Raw genomic sequence first — 19414 nt, 5'->3', positions numbered from 1 at the left:
TCGCATCACGGAAAGTCTCATCCGTCATCTGGAAAAACTGTTGACCTCTTCGTCGGGGTCGTGATAGATCTTGAGTGCCTCCGCCGACGGAGGCGCACCTGGATCAGCAGACAGGTCACACACTGAGCTGGCCCCTTCGGGGCCGGGCCCCGGCTCCGCACCACTCACAGGGAGTCTGCTCAATGTCCGAATCCGCTCGCACCGTCTGGCTGAAGAACCCGCTCGGCATCCACACCGGAGACGCCGCCGATGCGCGCGGCGGCCTCGTCGTCTCGGGGTCGCGCATCCTCGAAGCCGTGCCCGCCGGGGGATCGCCGACCGTGCCCGTCGACGAGACCGTAGACGCGTCGCGCCACGTGATCATCCCCGGCCTCATCAACACACACCACCACTTCTACCAGACGCTCACGCGGGCCTGGACGCCGGTCGTCAGCGCCGAGCTGTTCCCCTGGCTGAAGGGCCTCTACGGCGTCTGGGCCGGACTCACGCCGCGCGATCTCGAGCTCGCGACCACCGCCGCGCTCGCCGAGCTGCTGCTCAGCGGCTGCACCACCGCGGCCGACCACCACTACCTCTTCCCGGCCGGGCTCGAGGACGGCATCGACGTGCAGGTCGACGTCGTCAAGCGCCTCGGCATGCGCGCGACCCTGACCCGCGGATCCATGTCGCTCGGGGAGAAGGACGGCGGACTGCCGCCGCAGTCGACGGTGCAGGATCCCGACGTGATCCTCGCCGACAGCGAGCGCCTCATCGGCGCGTACCACGAGCGCGGCGAGGGCGCCTTCGTGCAGATCGGACTCGCCCCGTGCTCGCCGTTCTCGGTGACCACCGGCGTGATGCGCGACACGGCCGCGCTCGCCGAGCGGCTCGACGTGCGCATGCACACCCACCTCGCGGAGACGATCGACGAGGAGGACTTCTGCCGGGAGATGTTCGGCCGGCGCACGGTCGACTATCTCGACAGTGTCGGCTGGCTCGGCGATCGCACCTGGCTCGCGCACGGGATCCACTTCGACGACGCCGAGATCGCGCGCCTCGGCGCGGCGGGCACGGCGGTCTCGCACTGCGCGACCTCGAACATGCGCCTCGCCTCGGGCATCGCGCGGGCGGTCGAGCTCGAGGCCGCGGGCGTCCCCGTCGGGCTCGGCGTCGACGGATCCGCATCGAACGACGGCTCGAACATGATGATGGAGGTGCGCCAGGCCCTCTACCTGCAGCGCCTGCGCTACGGCGCCGCCGCGGTGACCCCCGAGCACGCCCTGAACTGGGCGACCCAGGGGTCGGCGCGCGCCCTCGGCCGCAGCGACATCGGCGTGCTGGCCCCGGGCAAGCAGGCCGACCTCGCGATGTTCACCCTCGACGAGCTGCGCTTCTCGGGCAGCCACGACCCGCTCGCGGCCCTGCTGCTGTGCGGCGCGGAGCGCGCCGACCGGGTGATGGTCGGAGGTTCCTGGCGCGTGCTCGACGGGCAGATCGTCGGCCTCGACGTGCCCCAGCTCATCGCCGACCACAGCGCGGCGGCGCGCCGCCTGCTCGCCCGCCACGGCTGAGCGGCGTCGAACCGGCCCAGGGGTCGTTGAGCGAGGACGGCGGAGCCGCCCGCTCCCTCAGGGGTCGTTGAGTGAGGACGGCGGAGCCGCCCGTTCCCTCAGGGGTCGTTGAGTGAGGACGGCGGAGCCGCCCGAGACGAAACGCGGTGCCCTCGCCGGGTGACCGCGTTTCGTCTTGCTCCTCGCTGCGTTCGGTGCTCGCTCAACGACCCCGGGGGCTTGCTCGCCGGACACGTCAGTCCTGGAAGCGCTCCGCGATCCATGCGGCGACGTGCGGCGGGGCGTGCTGCGGACGCATCGTGCCGGAGTGGTGCGACGGCCACCAGCGTGCCGTGAGGTCGACGCCGGCCCGCCGGTACGCGCGCAGCAGCCGGGCGCTCAAGGGCGCCGGGGCGACCTCGTCGAACCGTGCGGCGTCGATCCGCACGGGGGAGCGGAACCCCGAGAGCGCGGCGACCTCGTTCTCGCGGAACGAGGCGTACAGGCGCGCGAAAAGCGCGGATCCGTCGGCCCCGCCGATGCGGCCCGGTGGGATGCCACCCCACGAGTCGCGCGCGGCGAGCTCGGTGAGGCAGAGGCGGTCGAGGTCGCGCCGGGCCGCGCGTGCGGCGGGGCTGAGGCCCTGTCCCTCCAGGAGCGCCGCCAGGGCGGGATCCGCGGTGGCCGCCCCGCGCAGCATGAGCCCGATGAGCGCTGAGACGACGCCGGATCCGGGCATCGCGCCCGGCATGCCCAGCGACCAGCGGATGCTGAGGTCCATCCGGGTCACCGGGGTCACGGCCGCGACACCGCGCAGCCGGCTGCGGTCGTCCGGCTCCGGTGCGGTGCCGGCGAACAGTGCCGCGACCGCGCCCTCGGAGTGCCCCGCGGCGACCCAGTCGTCGCCGAGCCGGTCGTCCAGGGTGCGCCGAGCGCGCACCATCGCGCGCAGCGAACCGCCGAGGGGACGGCCGAGCAGGTACGGATGCACGCCGGGGCCGCCGATTCCGGGGTAGTCCGGTCGCAGCACGGCGATCCCGCGCCGCAGCAGCAGGTCGCACAGCGCGTCGCCCTGCGACATGCGCCGCCACTCCGGGTGGCCGGGGTGACCGAGGCTCGGGGCGGAGCGCGGCGACCCTCCGGTCGTCATGTGCCCGAACACGACGACCGGGTAGCCCCCGGCCGGAGCAGCGGTGTGCGGCAGGTGCAGGATCCCGGTCTCCGGTGCCTCCTCCCCGTCGAAGCGCACGATGCGGGTCGACCCGTGCCGGATGCCGGAGCCGGGATCGGGACCGCCGGCACCCGGTCCGGATCCGTCCTCGGCCCGTTCGCCGTTCACCAGCGCCCCCGGGGCAGCAGCCGGCGCAGGCCCGCGGGCATCGTGCCGAGAAGTGCGCCGCGGTGCCGATCGGCGTCCTCCACGACGTCGGCGAAGAACCGCGCCACCGGCTCGAGCTGGGCGACGTCGATGCGATCGATCGTGTCGGCGTCGTCGTACAGGTAGAGCGGACCCGAGATGAGGCTGACGGTGGGCACGCCGGAGACGAAGGTGAACGACGCGTCGGTCGGGATCCCGCTCGCGAAGAACTCGAGCAGACCGGCACCGAGGATGCTGGTGGCGTGCATCCGATGACGGCGGATCAGCCCCGCGATGCGCGCCGTGAACGCCGGATTGACGTTGAGGAAGATGCCGCGCGGCTCGGTCTCGCCGGTGTTCTCGAACCCGCCGTCGGATCCCTCCACGGCCCTCAGGCCGATGTGCTCGATCGTGGCGTTCAGCACGATCCGCCAGCGGGCATCCGGTGCGAGCACGTGCCGGCGGGCGAACTCGCGATGGGCCTGGTAGCCGGTGAAGTGCGTGTCGAAGGTCGTGAACAGCAGCGTCTTGCGAGGCGGTCGCCCCGCGCGGGACAGCGCGGCGAAGTGCTCGGCGAGGGCGATCACCTCGGCCGCCCCCGAGGCGTCCTCGACGGCGCCGTCGCCCGCCGAGTCGTGGTGCGACTGGATCATGATGGCGTCGCCGCGCGGAGTGCCGGTCCTCGACGCGCGGGAGCTGCCGGAGCGGTCGTGCGCGACGCCGTCCGGGCTGTCGGCACCCGGCAGCACCCCGATCACGGTGCGGGAGACGACCTCGGAGCGCTCGACGCCGAGGGTGAGGGTTGCACGTGGCGTGCGGCGGAGCGCGGCCCGCAGCCGCGCTCCGCCGGCGCGGGTCACCCAGGCGCCGGGCAGGCGGAACAGGGTCCGCCGGTAGTACTCGTTGTGGTAGCCGAGGGAGTCGGGGTAGTCGCGCAGCACGCCGATGACGCCGACGGCGCCTGCCGCCGCCGCGTCGCGCATCGTGCGGGCGAGCGAGGTGACGTAGGGGTTGCGGCTGCGCAGCACGTCGCGTCGCAGCACGCGTCGGCCGGGGTCGTGCAGGAAGAGCGTGAGCGGCAGCGTGTGCGCGAGCGTCATGTCGAAGGTGAGGTCGAAGAGCACGATCGCGCCGCGCACGTCGTGGCGGCGCACGCGGTCGGCGCCGATGTCGACGACGGGGGCGTCGATGAGGTGCCGCGCCTCGCCGGTCCAGTCATGAGCCGGCAGGGCGGAGTGCAGGATCGGCGAGCTCGGCACCTCGAGCTCCTCCGTGCCGTCGGCCCCGGTCGTCACACGGCACTCCGTCGCCCGCCACGCGAACGACGGCACCTCGAGGACCTCGGTCGCAAGGCCCGCGCGGGCGAATCGGCCCTCGACATACTCCGCCGCGGCGGCGCCCCCGGGGGTTCCCGTGGCGCGAGGGGCGAGCGCGACGAGATCCTCGATGGTGGCCAGGATCCGATCCGTCGTCAAGCTCATGAGGTGAGCGTAGGATTCCGACTCGATTCTGGATCCTGTTGACTCGAAACCTTCATTCCTACGCTCTTCATGCGTAGTCTTCGTCACATGGAGACGACGGATCCGCGCGGGCTGGACGAGATCGACCTCGCCCTCGTCCACGCCCTCCAGGTCGACGCGCGGGCGCCCTGGACGCGCATCGCCGCGGCGATCGGGGTGGACGCCGCCACCGTGGTGCGGCACTGGAGCGCACTGCGCGAGGAGGGGCTGGCCTGGCTGACCGCCTGGCCCACGGCGGAGCGCTGGGCCTCGACCACCGATCTCGCGCTCGTGCTGCTGCACCCGGGCATCACGGACGAAGCGCGCACGGCGGCCGTGCGGCGGCCGTGGGTGCTGGGCGTCGACGAGACCTCGGCCGGTCTGCTGCTGCTCGTCGCCGCGTCCGAGGGGCTCCCCCAGCTGGGCGAGCGCGTGCGCGCGCTCGAGACGGACGCGACCGTGCTGCGGATGGACGTCGCCGCGAGCGTCTCGGCGGAGGACTCCACCTGGCGGCTGCCCGTGCTCTCGGCCGCGCAGCAGCGCGTCGTGCGTCCGTCGCGCGAGGCCGGGGGCAGGCCCTCCGCCGAGGCGGTCCGCCTGCCGAAGCCGCAGACGGTCGCCGAGATCGCCGACGTGCTGGACGAGGATCCGCGCATGCCGTCGGCCGTGCTCGGCGCGCGCCTGGGCGTCTCGGAGGCGACGGCGCGGCGTGCGGTCGATCGCGCGACCTCGGCCGGGCTCCTGCGCTTCGGCTGCGACCTCGCAATGCCTGCGGCGGGCTACCGCCGGGGCGCCGTGCTGTGGGCGCGTTCCGCGGATCCCGAGGCGGCGTCGATCCGCGCGGCCCGGCTGCCCGAGGTGCATCGCGCCGGGGTCGCCGTGGGGCCGGCGCCGCTCTTCGCGTGCGTACGGGCGCGGTCGCTCACGGCGCTGCCCGCGATCGAGAGGGCGTGGGGCGGAGACGTCGAGATCGTCGACCGGTGGACGGTGCTGCGCCCGGTCAAGCGCAACGGGCACGAGCTCGACGCATCGGGGCGGTCGATCGCGCGCATCCCGCCCCGCTGGTGACGGATCTGCGTGCGCCCAGGACCCGGCCGCGCCGGTGCCCCTGACGCGGCAGTCTCAGCGGCTGCTCGGGGCGGTCGGATCCGCTCGCCCCGGCGGCGCACCTCGCTCGGAGATGTGCAGGATCTTCGGAGAGATGCGCCGGATCCGTCCGAAGATCCTGGACAACACCGAGGAAGGCGCGCAGAGACAGCCCTGCCTCGCCGGGAGAGGCACACCCCGGCCGCGCCGGTGCCCCTGACGCGGCAGGCTCAGCGGCTGCGCGCGGCGACCGGATCCGCGGCCGCACGCAGCCGGTCGTCGAGGCGGTACCGGGAGAGCGGGATCAGGCTGAGCAGGCACAGCGCGGCCGGGACGAGCGATACGCCGAGCACGATCGCCCACTGCGCGCTGTCGGGCTGCGGCCCCGCGTCCCCGGTCGATGCCCGGTAGTCGCCGAGCGTGAGCACGAGTCCGAGCAGCGCCGGACCCAGCGCATAGCCGAGGAGCTCGAACCCCGACCACACGCCGGAGATCATCCCGATGCGGTTGGCGCCGCTGCGGCGGGCGTCCTCGGCGGCGAGGTCGGGCAGCATCGCCAGGGGGAACAACTGCGCCCCGGCGTAGCCGATGCCGACGATGCCCGATGCGGCGAGCAGCGGGACGGCCTCCCCGGTGCGCGCCGCGAGCAGCGCGACCAGGCCGACCGCCATGGTGGCGGTCGCCACCGCGAATCCGCGTCTCTTGCCGAGGCGGGATCCGAGGCGGCTCCACATCGGGGTGAGCACGATCGCGGGAGCGACGAAGCACACGAAGCTGTAGGTCGCGATCGCGGGGTCGTGCACGACGTGCCGGGCGACGTACACGACCCCGCCGAGCACCATGCCGATCGCGACGGCCTGCAGCACGAACGCGATGATCAGCATCCGCGCGTCCGCGTCCCGCAGGACGATCGCGAGCTGCGAGAACAGCCTCCCTTCCGCTTCCTCTCCCCGCGTGAGCGGGACCGATCGGGTGCCGAGCCACACGCCCGCGGTGCCGACGAGGATGAGCACGGCCATGGCCACCGCCATGATCCGGTAGCCGGTCACGCCGCCGAACCCCTCCACGAGCGCCGGGGCCGCGGCCCCCGATGCGAGGATCGCCAGGGTGAACACGATCACGCGCCAGCTGATCATCCGGGTGCGCTCGGTGTAGTCGTCGGTGATCTCGGCCGACATCGCCAGATACGGCACCTGGAAGAAGGCGTACACGGTCGCCGAAGCGAGGAATGCCACGAGCACCCACAGGGCGGCCGCGACCGGCGGGGCCGTGGGGCCGAAGAACATGGCCGCGAACGCGAGCGCGAGCAGGATGCCCGCGCGCAGGATGAACGGTCGCCGTCGGTCGCTTGCGTTGCGCGAGCGGTCGCTGATGCGCCCGGCGATCGGGTTGAGGAAGAAGTCCCAGGCCTTCGGGGCGAACACGATCATGCCGGCGAGCGCCGCCTGCACGCCGAGCAGATCGGTGAGGAACGGCATCAGGATGAGGCCCGGGACGGTGCCGTAGGTGCCGGAGGCGATGCCGCCCAGGGCGTAGCCGACCCTGACGCGACGAGGGAGCGCGGTCATGGGCCGATCGTAGGGGTGCTCGTGCGGATCCGACGGCCCGATGCGGGGGATCCGTCATGCGGGCCGTCGGGATGCGTCGGATCCGCCGCGCTCCGCCCGATGCCGCAGGGACGGACCCGGGACGGCGGGGATCCCGGAATCAGCGCGTCGTCGCCCAGTCCTCCGGGCCCGTGGACCCGGCCGGATACTCCTGCATCGGCACCGCGCCCGAGCGCCAGGCGTCGAGGGCGGGCTGGATGATCCGCCAGCACTGCTCGGCCGCGTCGCCGCGGACGGAGAGGGCCACATCGCCGTCGAGGATCTCGCTGAGCACTTCGGTGTAGGCCAGCAGCGTGCCCTTGCCGAGCTCGGTGGAGAGCACGTCGCGGCGCAGCGCGAACGGATCGTCGCCGCCGTTCACGTTGAGCTCCAGCTCGATCCGGTCGGGGCCGAGGGAGAAGCGCAGCACGCCGCCGTCCGCGGGCGTCCCGGTGAGGCCGCCGGGGATGTGCCGCACCGGGCGGAACGTGACGACGATCTCGGCGCAGCGCTCCCCGAGCGCCTTGCCGCTGCGCAGGGTGAAGGGAACGCCGGCCCAGCGCGCCGTGTCGACCTCGCACGTGATCTCGGCGAGCGTCTCGGTGTCGCGGGAGGCGTCGACGCCCTGCTCGTCCGTGTAGGCGGGCACGGGGCGGTCGCCGCTCGTGCCGGCCGTGTAGCGGGCGCGGCGGGTCGAGCGGGCGGGGTCGTCGCCGACGATGCGGGTGGCGCGCAGGGCGGCGGCCATCGCGTCGCGCAGATCGATCTCGTCCAGATCCGCCGGCTGCTCCATGGCGAGGATCGCGAGCACCTGGAGGAGGTGGCTCTGGATCATGTCGACGAGGGCGCCCGCCTTGTCGTAGTAGCGCGCGCGGTTCTCCAGGGCGAGGGCCTCGTCGTAGCGGATCAGGACCTTCTCGACATGATCGGCCGACCACACCGGCTCCACGAGCCGGTTCGCGAACCGCACGCCCATGATGTTGAGGATCGTGGACCGGCCGAGGAAGTGGTCGACGCGGAAGACCTGGTTCTCCGGGACGATCCGGGTGACGAGGGCGTTCAGCGCCGCGGCGCTCCGCTCGTCGTTCCCGAACGGCTTCTCCAGCGCGAGCACCGTCCCGGCGGGGAGCGGGATGTCGAGGAGCTTCTCGCAGGCGGCGACCGCCACGGCGGGCGGCAGCGCGAAGTAGATCACGAGAGGGCCATCGGCGTCCCCGATGAGCGCCGCGAGCGCGTCGTGGTCCGTGACGTCCGCCTGCGCGTAGGTCGTGCCGGCGACCCGGGCGACCTGGTCGTCGGCGCCGACCGTGGCGAAGGCGGTGCGCACGGCCTCCTGCCAGCGCTCGTCGGACCAGTCGTCGGACCCCGCTCCGCGCAGCACGAGCCGGCGGTCGGGCTGGCGCTGCAGCAGCTGGGCGATCGCGGGCAGGAGGAGCCGGGACGTGAGGTCTCCGGATGCGCCGAGGATGAGCAGCGTCGTCGGGGCGGTCATGCGCCCACGATACGTTCCGTCTCGCGTGCTTGTCGCCCGGCGCGGCCGGATCCTGCTTCTCGGAAGATCGGGCTCGGACTCGCGGGGCGGGCTCGCGGAATCCGCAGAGCGCCGGGTGGCAGACTGCGCTCATGAGTGCACCGATCGAGGACTACGCGCTGCTCGGTGACGGACGTACGGCGGCGCTGGTCTCCCGAGCCGGGAGCATCGACTGGCTCTGTGCGCCGCGGCTCGACTCGGCGTCGCTGTTCGGATCCCTGCTCGGCGACGTCGAGCAGGGGCACTGGACGCTGCGGCCGGCGGATCCCGACGCCACCGCGACCCGGCGGTACGACGGCGACACGTTCTGCCTGGTGACCCGGTGGGAGAGCGCCGAGGGCGTCGCCGAGGTCACCGAGTGGATGCCGATTCCGCCCCGGGACGGCACCACGGGCGCCCCCGCGCCCCAGGGCGGCGACCGCACCGACGTGATCCGGCGGATCGCGGGTGTCAGCGGGCGGATGGCGTTCCGGCAGGAGCTGAGGTTCCGGTTCGACTACGCGCGGGCGCTGCCGTGGGTGCGGCAGACCGGCACCGATCTCGCCCCCGAGCTCACGGCGACGGCGGGGCCCGACGCCGTCGTGGTGCGCGGCGGTGCGCTGTACCCGCACGGGCACAGCCACGTCGGCACGGTCGAGGTCGGGGCGGGGGAGCACGCGGCGCTCACGTTGACCTGGTTCCCGTCCTATCGACCCGCGCCGCCTCCGCTCGACGTGGGTGCGTCCGGACGGGAGACCGCGGCGTGGTGGCGCGACTGGGCCGACGGGATCGCCCACGAGGGCGGTCACCAGGAGGACGTGCGGCGATCGCTGCTCATCCTCCGGGCGCTCACGAACCGCGAGACCGGAGGCATCGCCGCGGCGGCGACCACGTCGCTGCCCGAGGACTTCGGCGGGGAGCGCAACTGGGACTACCGCTACGTCTGGCTCCGCGACGCCGCCCTCACCCTCGAGGCCCTGCTCGGTCACGGCCTCGCCGACGAGGCGCGGGCGTGGCGCGACTGGCTGCTGCGGGCCGTGGCCGGGGATCCGGCCGACCTGCAGATCATGTACGGGCTCGCCGGGGAGCGCGACCTGCGCGAACGCGACATGCCGTCGTTTCCCGGATACGCGGGATCCGTCCCGGTGCGTGTCGGCAACGGCGCGGCGGAGCAGTTCCAGGCCGATGTGTTCGGCGAGGTGCTGATGACCCTCGGCGCCGCGCGGCGCGCCGGTCTCGCGGAGTCGGAGCGGTCGTGGTCGCTGCAGCGGGTGATGCTGCGGCAGGCCGAGAAGCAGCTGGATCGGCCCGACAACGGCATGTGGGAGATCCGCGGGGATCCGCAGTTCTTCACGCACTCGCGGGTGTCGCTGTGGGCGGCGTTCGACCGCGGCGTGAGCGCGGTCGAGAAGGACGGCCTGCACGGACCGGCCGACCGCTGGCGCGAGGTGCGCGATCGGCTGCGTGCCGAGATCGACGAGCACGGCGTGCGCGACGGGTGCTTCGTGCAGCACAGCGGCACCGACGAGGTGGATGCGGCGCTGCTGCTCATCCCGCGCACCGGGTACTGCGCGCCGGACGACCCGCGCATGCTCGCCGCCGTGGAGCGGATCGAGCAGACCCTGATGCGCGACGGACTCGTGATGCGGTACCGCACCGCGACGGGCGTGGACGGTCTCGCGGGATCCGAGCATCCGTTCCTCGCGTGCTCGTTCTGGCTCGTCGAGCAGTACGCGGTGACCGGGCGCACCGCCGAGGCCGAGGCGCTCATGGACCGGCTGTGCGGGCTGCGCAACGACGTCGGCCTGCTGAGCGAGGAGTACGACCCGATCGGGCGCCGCCAGGTGGGCAACACCCCGCAGGCGTTCTCGCACCTGTCGCTGATCCGCGCCGCGGACGCGCTCGCCGCGCGCCGCCACCGCAAGCGCTGACGCGACCGACGCCGGGTCAGGCCCGCATCTGGCCCGGGGCCCCCGATCAGCAGTGACCGAGCACCGGTCGATCGACCGAGATGAGGTGGATCCGCCGGGATCCGCCTGCTCCGGGACGATCTGCCTGTTCTCGGACGGCAGGGCGCGGGGAGGAAGGGGGCGCGCCGGACGACGAACGCCCCCTCCGGCGGGCGGAGGGGGCGTTTCGGATCCCGGGGATCAGTCGTTGACGATGACCGTCTCGGCGATGGGGCGGCGCACGCGCGGCGCGTTCTCGCGCTGCTGCATCTCCTCGCTCGCCGTGCGGATGTCGCCGAGCTCGCCGACGGCCATGACGGAGATCGGGGTGAACTCGGCGCCCAGCTCGAACGCGGCCGAGATGGCGTCGCGGTCGAAGCCGCCCATCTGGTGCGTGGACAGGCCGTTGGCGTGCGCCTGCACGGTGAAGTGCGCGGCGGCCTGGCCGGTGTCGTACAGCGCCCACGGCATGGGCTGGTCGTCACGGGTGGTCTCGGCGACGAACACGACGAGCAGGGCGGCGTCGCCGGCCCAGGCGCTGTTGAAGCCCATCAGGCTGCCGAGCACCTTGCCGTGCGCCGCGGAGCCGCGGCGGGCGACGATCGCGCGCCAGGGCTGGCTGTTCGCGGCCGTCGGGGCCCAGCGGGCGGCCTCCAGCGCGCTGGCCAGGGCCTCCTCGTCGATCGTGGAGGCGGGGTCGAAGATGCGGGTGCTCCAGCGCTCGGCGAGCACGTCGAGGATCGGGGCGTCGGTGACCGCGGTGCGGTCGAGGGCGGGAGTGCTCATGGTGATGAGGCCTTTCGGATCTGTTCTCGGGGCGCCGGACCTCATCGTCCGTACCCTGAGGCTAACGATCCATGCGTGTGAATATTCCCGGAACCGGATCCGCCGCGTTCCCGGATCCCCGGTGCCGCCCCGACAAGACCGCGAGACCGAACCCGCGTCCCGAGACCGACGTTCTGATCGTCGGTCTCGGGACGGAGGTTCGGTCTCGCGGCCGTTCGGGGAGCGCAGCGGGGCCCAGCCGTCCGGCCGACCCCCGCGAGCGAGCCCCTCAGCCCTTCAGGGCCTCGGACAGCTTCACGCGGCCGCCCATGCGCAGCAGGGAGTTCTCGTAGATCTTCGCGGCGACGAGGATCGCGACCACGCACGAGACGAGCAGGATCACCAGCGACACCAGCGGCTCCCACCACTGCGCCTCGCCGACGAACAGGCGCACCGGCATCGCGACCGGCGCCGAGAACGGGATGTACGACAGGATCGTCATCGCCACCGGGTTGTCGTTGAGGAAGATCACGAGGAAGTACGGCGCCATGACCAGCATCGTGATCGGCATCGTGGTGGATCCGATGTCCTCCTGGCGGGAGACCATCGCGCCGGCGGCGGCGAACAGCGAGGCCAGCAGCACGAAGCCGAAGAGGAAGAAGACGGCGAACCAGACGAGCGGCGAGCCGAGACCCTCCAGCACCGCGTTCTGCCCGGTGACGATGAGACCGACCACCGCGATCGCCGCGAGGGCGAGGATCTGCGCCATCGCGAGCACCGTGTTGCCGATGACCTTGCCGGCCAGCAGCACCCGCGCGGGGATCGCCGCGAGCAGCAGCTCCACCACCCGCGTCGACTTCTCCTCCACGACGCTCTGCGCCATGGTCGCGCCGAAGGTCGACGCCGCCATCAGGAACACCACCCCGAACCCGATCGCCACCAGGTACCGCAGCAGCGGGTTCGTCGTGTCGGGCGCGAGCAGGGTGACCTTGGGCGTCTTGGCGAACATGCTCTGGAGGCTGCTGGGGGCGCTCTTCAGCGCGACGATCTCGAAGCCGAACGACGTGTCGCCCGGCGCGGGGATGAGCGCGGCTTCGACCTTCCCCTCCCGGACCAGCTTCTCGGCGGCCGTGGTGTCCGCCACCTCGGTGAGCTTCAGGCCGGGCAGGCCGTGCACCGCCGGGGCGGTCTCGGAGGTCACCGCGACGGCCGTCTCCGTGGTGTTCTTGCTCATGAAACCGCCGATGAGCACGCCGGCGAGGGCGATGAGCAGCAGGATCCCGGTCGAGATCAGGAACGCCTTGCTGCGGAGCTTGGATCCGATCTCGCGCTCGGCGACGAGGAAGACGCCGTTGCCGACGGACAGCCCGCCGGTGCTCGGGGTGGTCGAGGTGCTCACTGGATGACCTCCTTGAAGATCTGGGCGAGGGACGGGCGCTGCGGGGTGAAGGCGTGCACGACCCCGTGCTGGAGCGCGGTGCGGAGCACGCGCTGGGCGTCGTCGGGGGATTCGGCGTCGAAGACGGCGGTGCCGCGTTCGAAATCGACGACCGTGATGCCCGGCTCGGACCGGATCCATCCCGCGTCCGCATCCGAGACGAGCTCGTAGCGGGGGGAGGAATGCTGAGCGCGCAGCTCCTCGCGGGACCCCGAGGCGCGGATGGTGCCGCCCGCGATGATGACGAGGTCGTCGCACAGGCGCTCCACCACGTCGAGCTGGTGCGAGGAGAACAGGATCGACGACCCCTGTGCCGCCCGCGTCTGCAGCACGCCGGCCACGACGTCGACGGCGAGCGGATCCAGGCCCGAGAACGGCTCGTCGAGGATGAGCACCTCGGGGTCGTGCACGAGCGCCGCCGCGATCTGCGCCCGCTGCTGGTTGCCCAGGGAGAGCGACTCGATCGTGTCGTGCAGGCGCTCGCCGAGGCCGAGTTCGACCAGCAGCGCCTCGCCGCGGGCGGTGGCGTCGGCCTTGCCGAAGCCGTGCAGGCGGGCCAGGTATGCGACCTGCTCGAGCACCTTCATCTTCGGATAGAGGCCGCGCTCCTCCGGCATGTAGCCGAAGTGGCGGCGGTCGGCGGCGGCGACGTCGTGCCCGCCCAGGCGGACGCTGCCGCCATCGGCCCCGAGCACGCCGAGCACGATCCGCATCGTGGTGGTCTTGCCGGCGCCGTTGCCGCCGACGAAGCCCGTGAGCCGGCCCGGCTCGACGCGGAACGAGACGTCGTCGAGCACCCGGCGGGTGCCGTAGCTCTTGGTGAGGCCCTCGAGTTCGAGCAGCCCCGTGGTCGTGGTGCGGGTGAGCACTGTGGTCATGACAGCAACGGTATTCAGCGGCGCCGGGCGGGGCATCCCCCCTGCGGCGGATTCCGCGGCGTCATCCGGGAGGCGGACCCGGGGGCGTCCGCCCCTCGTCGTCCGGCGTCACCAGGCCCCTGCGGATCCGCGTCCCACGCGCCCGCGCCCTGAGCCCGCGCGCCCGGCCCTGCGCCCCCGCGCCCTGCGGACCCGTGGGTGCCGCCTCAGCGGCGACCGAGGTGCAGGGCGCCGCGCACGAGCAGGCCGGCGAGGAGCGCCCAGAACGCGGCGCTGACGCCCCAGAACGCCATCCCGCTCGCGGCCACGAGGAAGGTGACCACCGCGGGGGTGCGCTCGCCGGGGTCGTCGATCGCCTGCTGCACGGCGGATCCGAAGGCGCCGAACAGGGCGAGGCCGGCCACGGCCGGGATCACGGCGGTCGGTGCGAGCGCCACGAGCGCGGCGAAGGCCGCCGAGCAGCCGCCCAGCACCAGGTAGGAGACGCCCGTGGAGACACCGGCGATCCAGCGGCGCTTCGGATCCGGTTCCGCGTCGGGCGCCGCCGCGAGGGCGGCGCTGATCGCGGCGAGGTTGATCGCATGCCCGCCGGCGGGAGCGCCGAGGGCGGTGCCGATGCCGGTCACCAGCATCGCCGGGCGCCAGGGCACCTCGTAGCCGAAGCTGCGCATCACGGCCACGCCCGGGACGTTCTGCGACGCCATCGTCACGATGAAGAGGGGCAGCGCGATGCCGACGAGCGCGCCGACCGTGAACGTCGGCGCCGTCAGCTCGACGCGGGGGAGCAGCGCGGCGGGATTCACGGCCGCCCGAGCGCCCGTCGGAGCACCGGTCGCGATCCCGATGACGATGACGACGGTCGCCGTGAGGAACGCCAGCGGCACGGCCCACCGCGGCGCGAGCCGGGCGAACACGAGCCAGGTCAGCACGACGGGGATCACGCCCCACGGGTTCGCGGCGAGTCCGGTGATCGGGGCGAGGCAGAGCGGCAGCAGCACGCCCGCGAGCATCGCCTGCGCGATCGACGGCGGGATCGCGGCGATGAGCGCCCCGAGCTGCGGCACGAGGGCGGTGAGCAGGACCAGCCCCGCGACGATGAGGAACGCTCCGACGGCCGCCGGCCAGCCCCCGTCGATCCCGGCGCCCGCCCCGCCCGCCGCCCCGGAAGCGGCGAGCAGCGCGGCACCCGGGGCCGACCAGGCCGCGGTGATCGGCATGCGGTACCGCCACGCCAGCACGATGCAGGCGGCGCCCATCGTGAGGCTGAGCGCGAGCAGGCCGCTCGCCGCCTGCGCGTGGTTCGCGCCGACCGCGGCGAGGCCGGTGAGCACGACGGCGAAGGAGCTGGTGAACCCGACGAGCGCGGTCACGACGCCGGCCATGATCGGACGGGAGAGCGGGCTGCGCGGGTGGGCGTGCGGGGCGCTCGCGGTGTCGGCCATGGGGCGAGGCTAGCGGGCGGGCGGCTGCGCCAGGCCCAGTCGGTGCGCGAGCACCACCGCCTGCACGCGGTCGCGGGCGCCGAGCTTCTGCAGGATCCGCGACACGTGCGTCTTCACCGTCGCCTCGCCGATGAACAGCTCCGCGGCGATCTCGGCGTTGCTCCACGCCTCGGCGACGAGGCGCAGCACGTCGCCCTCGCGCTCGGTGAGCGGCTCCGGAAGGTCGGCGCTGGGGAGGGCGGCCGATCCGGTCGCCGGATCCGAGGCGCCCCGGATCGAGGGCGCGGCGGACGTCGTGGGGACCGGGTGGCCGGCGAAGCGCTGCAGCACCCGCCGGGTGACCTCCGGCGCGAGCATGCCGTCGCCGGCGGCCAGCGCCCGCACCGCCGCGACGAGCTCCTCAGGGCCTGCGTTCTTGAGCAGGAATCCGCTCGCGCCGGCGTCCAGCGCGTCGAACAGGTAGTCGTCGCGATCGAAGGTCGTCACGATCGCGATGGAGGCGCGGATCCGCTCATCGGCGCGGATCCGCCGCGTCGCCTCGATGCCGTCCATGTCGGGCATCTGCACGTCCATGGTGATGACGTCGGGCTGCAGAGATCCGGCCAGCGTCACCGCCTCGGATCCGCTCGCCGCCTCCCCCACGACGGCGATGTCGGGCTGCAGATCGAGGATGGTGCGGAACCCCGCCCGGAGCATGGCGTGATCGTCGGCGAGGAGCACGCGGATCGGCGCTGTCACGCGGCTCCCTCCCGGATGCGCGGTTCCTGTGGTCCGTGCGGCTCGTCCGTTCTGTGCGGCTCGTGCGCTCTGTGCGGCTCGCTCGTTCCGTGGGGTCCCTGCGTTCCGTGGGGCTCGTGCGTTCCGTGCGGCTCGCTCGGGTGCGTGACGGCTGTCGCCGGTGCGTCGTCGGCGCGGGGGGCTGGTACGCCGGATGACCGCGAGACCGAACCTGCGTCGCGAGACCAAGGAAACGATCGTCGGTCTCGAGGCGCAGGTTCGGTCTCACGGTCGGACCGGCCAGCGCGGTCCTCACGGTCGGACCGGCCAGCGCGGTCCTCACGGTCGGGCGACTCGGCGACCCCGGCACGATCGGCAGCCCCGGCCAACGGCAGGGTGGCGCGCACGCGGAATCCGCCGGTCGAGCGGGGGACGAGCTCGATCGAGCCCCCCGACGCCGTCGCCCGCTCGCGCATGCCGAGCTGGCCCAGGCCCGGTCGCAGGCCGGTGACGATCCGGCCCGTATTGACCACCTCGAGCTCGACGGAACCCCGCTCGTAGCGGATCCGCACGTCCGCCTCGGCGTCGGGGCCGGCGTGACGCCGTGCGTTCGTGAGCGACTCCTGCGCGATCCGGTACAGGTTCACCGCCGTCACCCGCGGCACCGGCACGGGGTCGCCGATCACCTGCAGACGGGTGGGGAGCCCGGCCGCGGTCGACGCGACGGCGAGGCCGGCGATGTCGTCCACCTCGACCGTCGAGGCGACGTCCTCGCTGTCGCCGGGGTCGCGGAGCGTGTCCAGCAGCTGGTGGAAATCGCGGATCGCGTCCCGTGCCGCGGTCTCGATTCCGGCGACGATCGCGGTCGCGGCCTGGGGATCCTGCGGGATCATCATCCGCGCGGCCCCCGCCTGCACGCCCATCACCGAGACGTGGTGGGCGACGACGTCGTGCAGCTCGCGGGCGATGCGCACGCGGTCCAGGGCCACGGCCTGGGCGGCGCTGAGCGCGCGCTCGCGCTCGAGCTCCGCGGTGCGCTGCTCGAGCGCCGCACGCTGCCGGGCGGCGATCCAGCTGCGTTCGCCGAAGTAATAGGCGCCGCCGAAGTAGAGCACGTTCAGAAGCACCTGCAGCATGAGGAACGCGACGAGGGGCGAGAACATCCCGGCGACGACATCCGCCTTCGCGGCCTGATCGATCGTCTGCCGGTACATCTCGATCACGAGCCACACGGCCATCACGGCCATGATCCCGGCCCGCACGAGGAACGCGCCGCGGCGCGCGTTCATCCATGCCCCGACCGTGTACAGGGCGATGAACATGGCGATGTTGCCCGCATAGATCTCGGGCACGTGCAGCGAGGTCGCCACGATGAACGCGATCGAGACGACGACGGCGACGGGAGCGGGCCAGCGGCGGCGGACCGAGAGCGCCGCCGCGATCACGACGACGTACGGGATGGCGGTCCACAGCTCGCCCTGCTCGGCGCCGTACACCTTCGCGATCGACGACAGGCCCGCACTGAGGATCCCGCCCACGAGCAGGACCGCGGCGAGGAGCAGATCCTGCCGGAGCTCACGGGGTGTCGGCGTGCGGGTGAAGGGCATCCCTCCACCGTAGAGCGGGCGCCGCGCCGCGAACATCCCCCGTACGGCGGACCGGGCGAGGCATGCCGCGGGCACGGTTCCCTGAGCCGCTGGATCGGATCGAACTTGCTCTTGACAAGTAAGCTTGCAAAAAGCAAGCTAAATGTGTCGGATCCTCTCCGGATCCGCGGACAGAGGAGTCACCATGGCCAGCGTCTTCATCAGCCTGCCCGTCACCGATCTGGAGCGCACCAAGGCGTTCTACACGGCGCTCGGCTGCACCATCAATCCCGAGATGTCCGACGAGAACGGCGTCTGCGTCGTCTGGGACGACAACATCTTCTTCATGATGATCACGCGCGAGTTCTTCGCGACCTTCACCGAGAAGCCCATCGTGGATCCGCGGATCTCACTGCAGACGTCCGCCTCGTTCGCCCTCGACTCCCGCGAGGAGGTCGACGCCGCGCTCGCCAGGGGGCTCGCCGCGGGAGGCACCGAGCCCCAGCCCGCCCAGGACTACGGCTTCATGTACTCGCGCGATCTCGACGACCCGGACGGAAACTCGCTCGGCTTCCTGTACATGGTCCCGGGTGGCGCCGAGCAGGAGGCCGATGCGTCGGCCGCCACGGCGTGATGCGGGGGCGCTGACGTGGCCGCACGCAGCTACGGCCAGTACTGCGGCGTGACGACGGCGGTCGAGCTGATCGGGGAGCGCTGGGCGCTGCTCATCGTGCGCGACTTGCTCGTCGGCCCGCGTCGGTACACGGATCTGAAGCAGGGGCTGCCCCGCATCCCGACGAACATCCTGTCCACCCGGCTCAAGGAGCTGCAGGAGGGCGGCGTGGTGCGCCGCGCGCCGCTGCACGGGAGCGGTCTCGTGTACGAGCTCACGCCGTACGGGCGCGCGCTCGAGCCGATCGTGCTCGCGCTGGGGCGCTGGGGGTTCCAGACGATGGGCGATCCCGGCGAGGGAGACGTCGTGACCGCCGACTCGCTCACGATGGCGCTGCGCACCGCGTTCCGACCCGAGCGGTCGAGCGACCTCGACATCGCGCTGCACCTGGGCGACGTGGCCCTGCGGGTGATCGTCGACGCGGGCGTGCTGCAGGTGGCGCAGCTCGCTCCGGCCGCACCGCCGGTGGGGGGAGCCCTGCCGCCCGGCGAGCCGGAGGCGGTGGTCGTCGCAGGACCCGGCATCCGGCGCCTCATCGCCGGGGATGTCTCCCCGGAGCAGGCGGTCGCGCAGGATCTCGTCGCCGTCGTGCGCGGCGATCAGCGGATCCTGGACGCCTTCACGAAGACCTTTCACATCGACCCCCTCGCGGCGTAGCGTCGCCCGGGACAGGACCGCGATCAAGGAGAGAGCACATCATGACCGGACGCATCATCATCGACCTGTTCACCACCGTCGACGGCGTCGCCCAGGCGCCGGGCGGCCCCGAGGAGGACACCAGCGGAGGCTTCCGCTTCGGGGGCTGGCAGGCGACGCTGCCGAGCGAGGCCGTCATGCGCAGCGTGATCCAGGGCATGGAGACGCTCGACGCGCTGCTGCTCGGGCGCCGCACCTACGACATCTTCGCCGGCTACTGGCCGGAGCACACCGCCGGGCCCGAGGGTTTCATCGGGGAGCTGTTCAACCGGGTGCCCAAGTACGTGGCGTCGCGCGACGCCGGCATCCGGCTCGACTGGGAGGGCAGCAGCCGGATCGGCGCCGATCTTCCGGCCGAGCTCGCCGCTCTGCGGGAGAAGCACGAGGACGTGCACGTGATCGGAAGCGTCGACTTCGTGCAGACGCTCCTGGACGAGCAGCTCTACGACGAACTGCAGCTGTGGGTGTATCCCATCGTGCTCGGCCAGGGGAAGAAGGTGTTCCCCGACGGGGCATCCGCGCACAACCTGCGTCTCGTCCACGCCGAGTCGGGCGACGGCGGCACTCTGCTGCTGCGTTATGCGCCGCTTCCCGGGGAGCCCACGACCGGCACGATGTGAGTCCCCGCGCTCCGTTTCCCATTCGTGACCGGAATATCGCGATCACCTCTGTCCAGGGAACCGCGCAGAAACTACAGTCCTCA

General features: G+C 72.7%; 16 protein-coding genes. 6 read left to right on the top strand and 10 right to left on the bottom strand.

Annotated elements, in window-relative coordinates:
* Positions 1-182: 182 nt before the first annotated feature.
* Positions 183-1550 carry an 8-oxoguanine deaminase gene (locus tag WFJ01_RS01435; RefSeq protein ID WP_336627990.1) on the top strand — a complete coding sequence of 456 codons (1368 nt, stop codon included), beginning with the start codon at positions 183-185 and terminating at the stop codon, positions 1548-1550.
* 235 nt (positions 1551-1785) lie between these two features.
* On the opposite strand, the gene WFJ01_RS01430 is transcribed toward WFJ01_RS01435, so the two are convergent.
* A complete protein-coding gene (locus WFJ01_RS01430; RefSeq protein ID WP_336627989.1) occupies positions 1786-2868 on the bottom strand; it encodes an alpha/beta hydrolase family protein in 1083 nt (360 codons plus the stop codon).
* Positions 2865-4367: a hypothetical protein gene (locus WFJ01_RS01425; protein WP_336627988.1), complete on the bottom strand. Its 1503-nt coding sequence runs from the start codon at positions 4365-4367 to the stop codon at positions 2865-2867. The genes WFJ01_RS01430 and WFJ01_RS01425 overlap by 4 nt, the downstream gene beginning before the upstream one ends.
* An 87-nt stretch (positions 4368-4454) precedes the next feature.
* Here WFJ01_RS01425 and WFJ01_RS01420 point away from each other — a divergent pair, with 87 nt between their 5' ends.
* Complete coding sequence (locus WFJ01_RS01420) at positions 4455-5453, top strand: AsnC family transcriptional regulator (protein ID WP_292883109.1); 999 nt, start codon at positions 4455-4457, stop codon at positions 5451-5453.
* 248 nt (positions 5454-5701) lie between these two features.
* Here the strand turns inward: WFJ01_RS01420 and WFJ01_RS01415 are convergent, their stop codons facing one another.
* Positions 5702-7039 (bottom strand): MFS transporter, encoded by a 1338-nt coding sequence (locus tag WFJ01_RS01415; protein WP_336627987.1) that lies wholly within the window; start codon positions 7037-7039, stop codon positions 5702-5704.
* A gap of 139 nt (positions 7040-7178) precedes the next feature.
* Positions 7179-8549: a glucose-6-phosphate dehydrogenase gene (locus tag WFJ01_RS01410; RefSeq protein WP_336627986.1), complete on the bottom strand. Its 1371-nt coding sequence runs from the start codon at positions 8547-8549 to the stop codon at positions 7179-7181.
* A gap of 131 nt (positions 8550-8680) precedes the next feature.
* On the opposite strand from WFJ01_RS01410, the gene WFJ01_RS01405 reads away from it, so the two are divergent.
* Positions 8681-10498, top strand: coding sequence for a glycoside hydrolase family 15 protein (locus WFJ01_RS01405; RefSeq protein ID WP_295033347.1), 1818 nt, complete (start codon positions 8681-8683; stop codon positions 10496-10498).
* Positions 10499-10717: 219 nt separating this feature from the next.
* Here the strand turns inward: WFJ01_RS01405 and WFJ01_RS01400 are convergent, their stop codons facing one another.
* From WFJ01_RS01400 to WFJ01_RS01375, 6 genes are all read right to left on the bottom strand, one after another.
* Complete coding sequence (locus WFJ01_RS01400; RefSeq protein WP_292883121.1) at positions 10718-11302, bottom strand: nitroreductase family protein; 585 nt, start codon at positions 11300-11302, stop codon at positions 10718-10720.
* 268 nt (positions 11303-11570) lie between these two features.
* Positions 11571-12680, bottom strand: a complete 1110-nt coding sequence (locus tag WFJ01_RS01395) for an ABC transporter permease (protein ID WP_292883124.1) — start codon at positions 12678-12680, stop codon at positions 11571-11573.
* Positions 12677-13561 (bottom strand): ABC transporter ATP-binding protein, encoded by an 885-nt coding sequence (locus WFJ01_RS01390; protein WP_336628190.1) that lies wholly within the window; start codon positions 13559-13561, stop codon positions 12677-12679. The genes WFJ01_RS01395 and WFJ01_RS01390 overlap by 4 nt, the downstream gene beginning before the upstream one ends.
* Positions 13562-13803: 242 nt before the next feature.
* Positions 13804-15039, bottom strand: a complete 1236-nt coding sequence (locus tag WFJ01_RS01385; protein WP_336627985.1) for a benzoate/H(+) symporter BenE family transporter — start codon at positions 15037-15039, stop codon at positions 13804-13806.
* A gap of 9 nt (positions 15040-15048) precedes the next feature.
* Positions 15049-15777: a response regulator transcription factor gene (locus WFJ01_RS01380; protein WP_336627984.1), complete on the bottom strand. Its 729-nt coding sequence runs from the start codon at positions 15775-15777 to the stop codon at positions 15049-15051.
* Positions 15774-17363 (bottom strand): sensor histidine kinase, encoded by a 1590-nt coding sequence (locus WFJ01_RS01375; protein ID WP_336627983.1) that lies wholly within the window; start codon positions 17361-17363, stop codon positions 15774-15776. The genes WFJ01_RS01380 and WFJ01_RS01375 overlap by 4 nt, the downstream gene beginning before the upstream one ends.
* Positions 17364-17547: 184 nt before the next feature.
* Here WFJ01_RS01375 and WFJ01_RS01370 point away from each other — a divergent pair, with 184 nt between their 5' ends.
* From WFJ01_RS01370 to WFJ01_RS01360, 3 genes are read left to right on the top strand one after another with little or no spacing between them, the layout of a single operon-like run.
* On the top strand, positions 17548-17976 hold the full coding sequence (locus tag WFJ01_RS01370; protein WP_251442969.1) for a VOC family protein: 429 nt from the start codon (positions 17548-17550) through the stop codon (positions 17974-17976).
* A 15-nt stretch (positions 17977-17991) separates the two neighbouring features.
* Positions 17992-18672, top strand: coding sequence for a winged helix-turn-helix transcriptional regulator (locus WFJ01_RS01365; protein WP_251442967.1), 681 nt, complete (start codon positions 17992-17994; stop codon positions 18670-18672).
* Between the two features lie 41 nt (positions 18673-18713).
* Positions 18714-19331, top strand: a complete 618-nt coding sequence (locus WFJ01_RS01360; protein ID WP_336627982.1) for a dihydrofolate reductase family protein — start codon at positions 18714-18716, stop codon at positions 19329-19331.
* The last annotated feature ends 83 nt before the right edge of the window (positions 19332-19414 follow it).

The sequence above is a fragment of the Microbacterium sp. MMO-35 genome (genome assembly GCF_037147555.1).
GTDB lineage: Bacteria > Actinomycetota > Actinomycetes > Actinomycetales > Microbacteriaceae > Microbacterium.
Note: the sequence above shows the minus strand (reverse complement) of the source record. Positions and strands in the feature narration are given on the sequence as shown.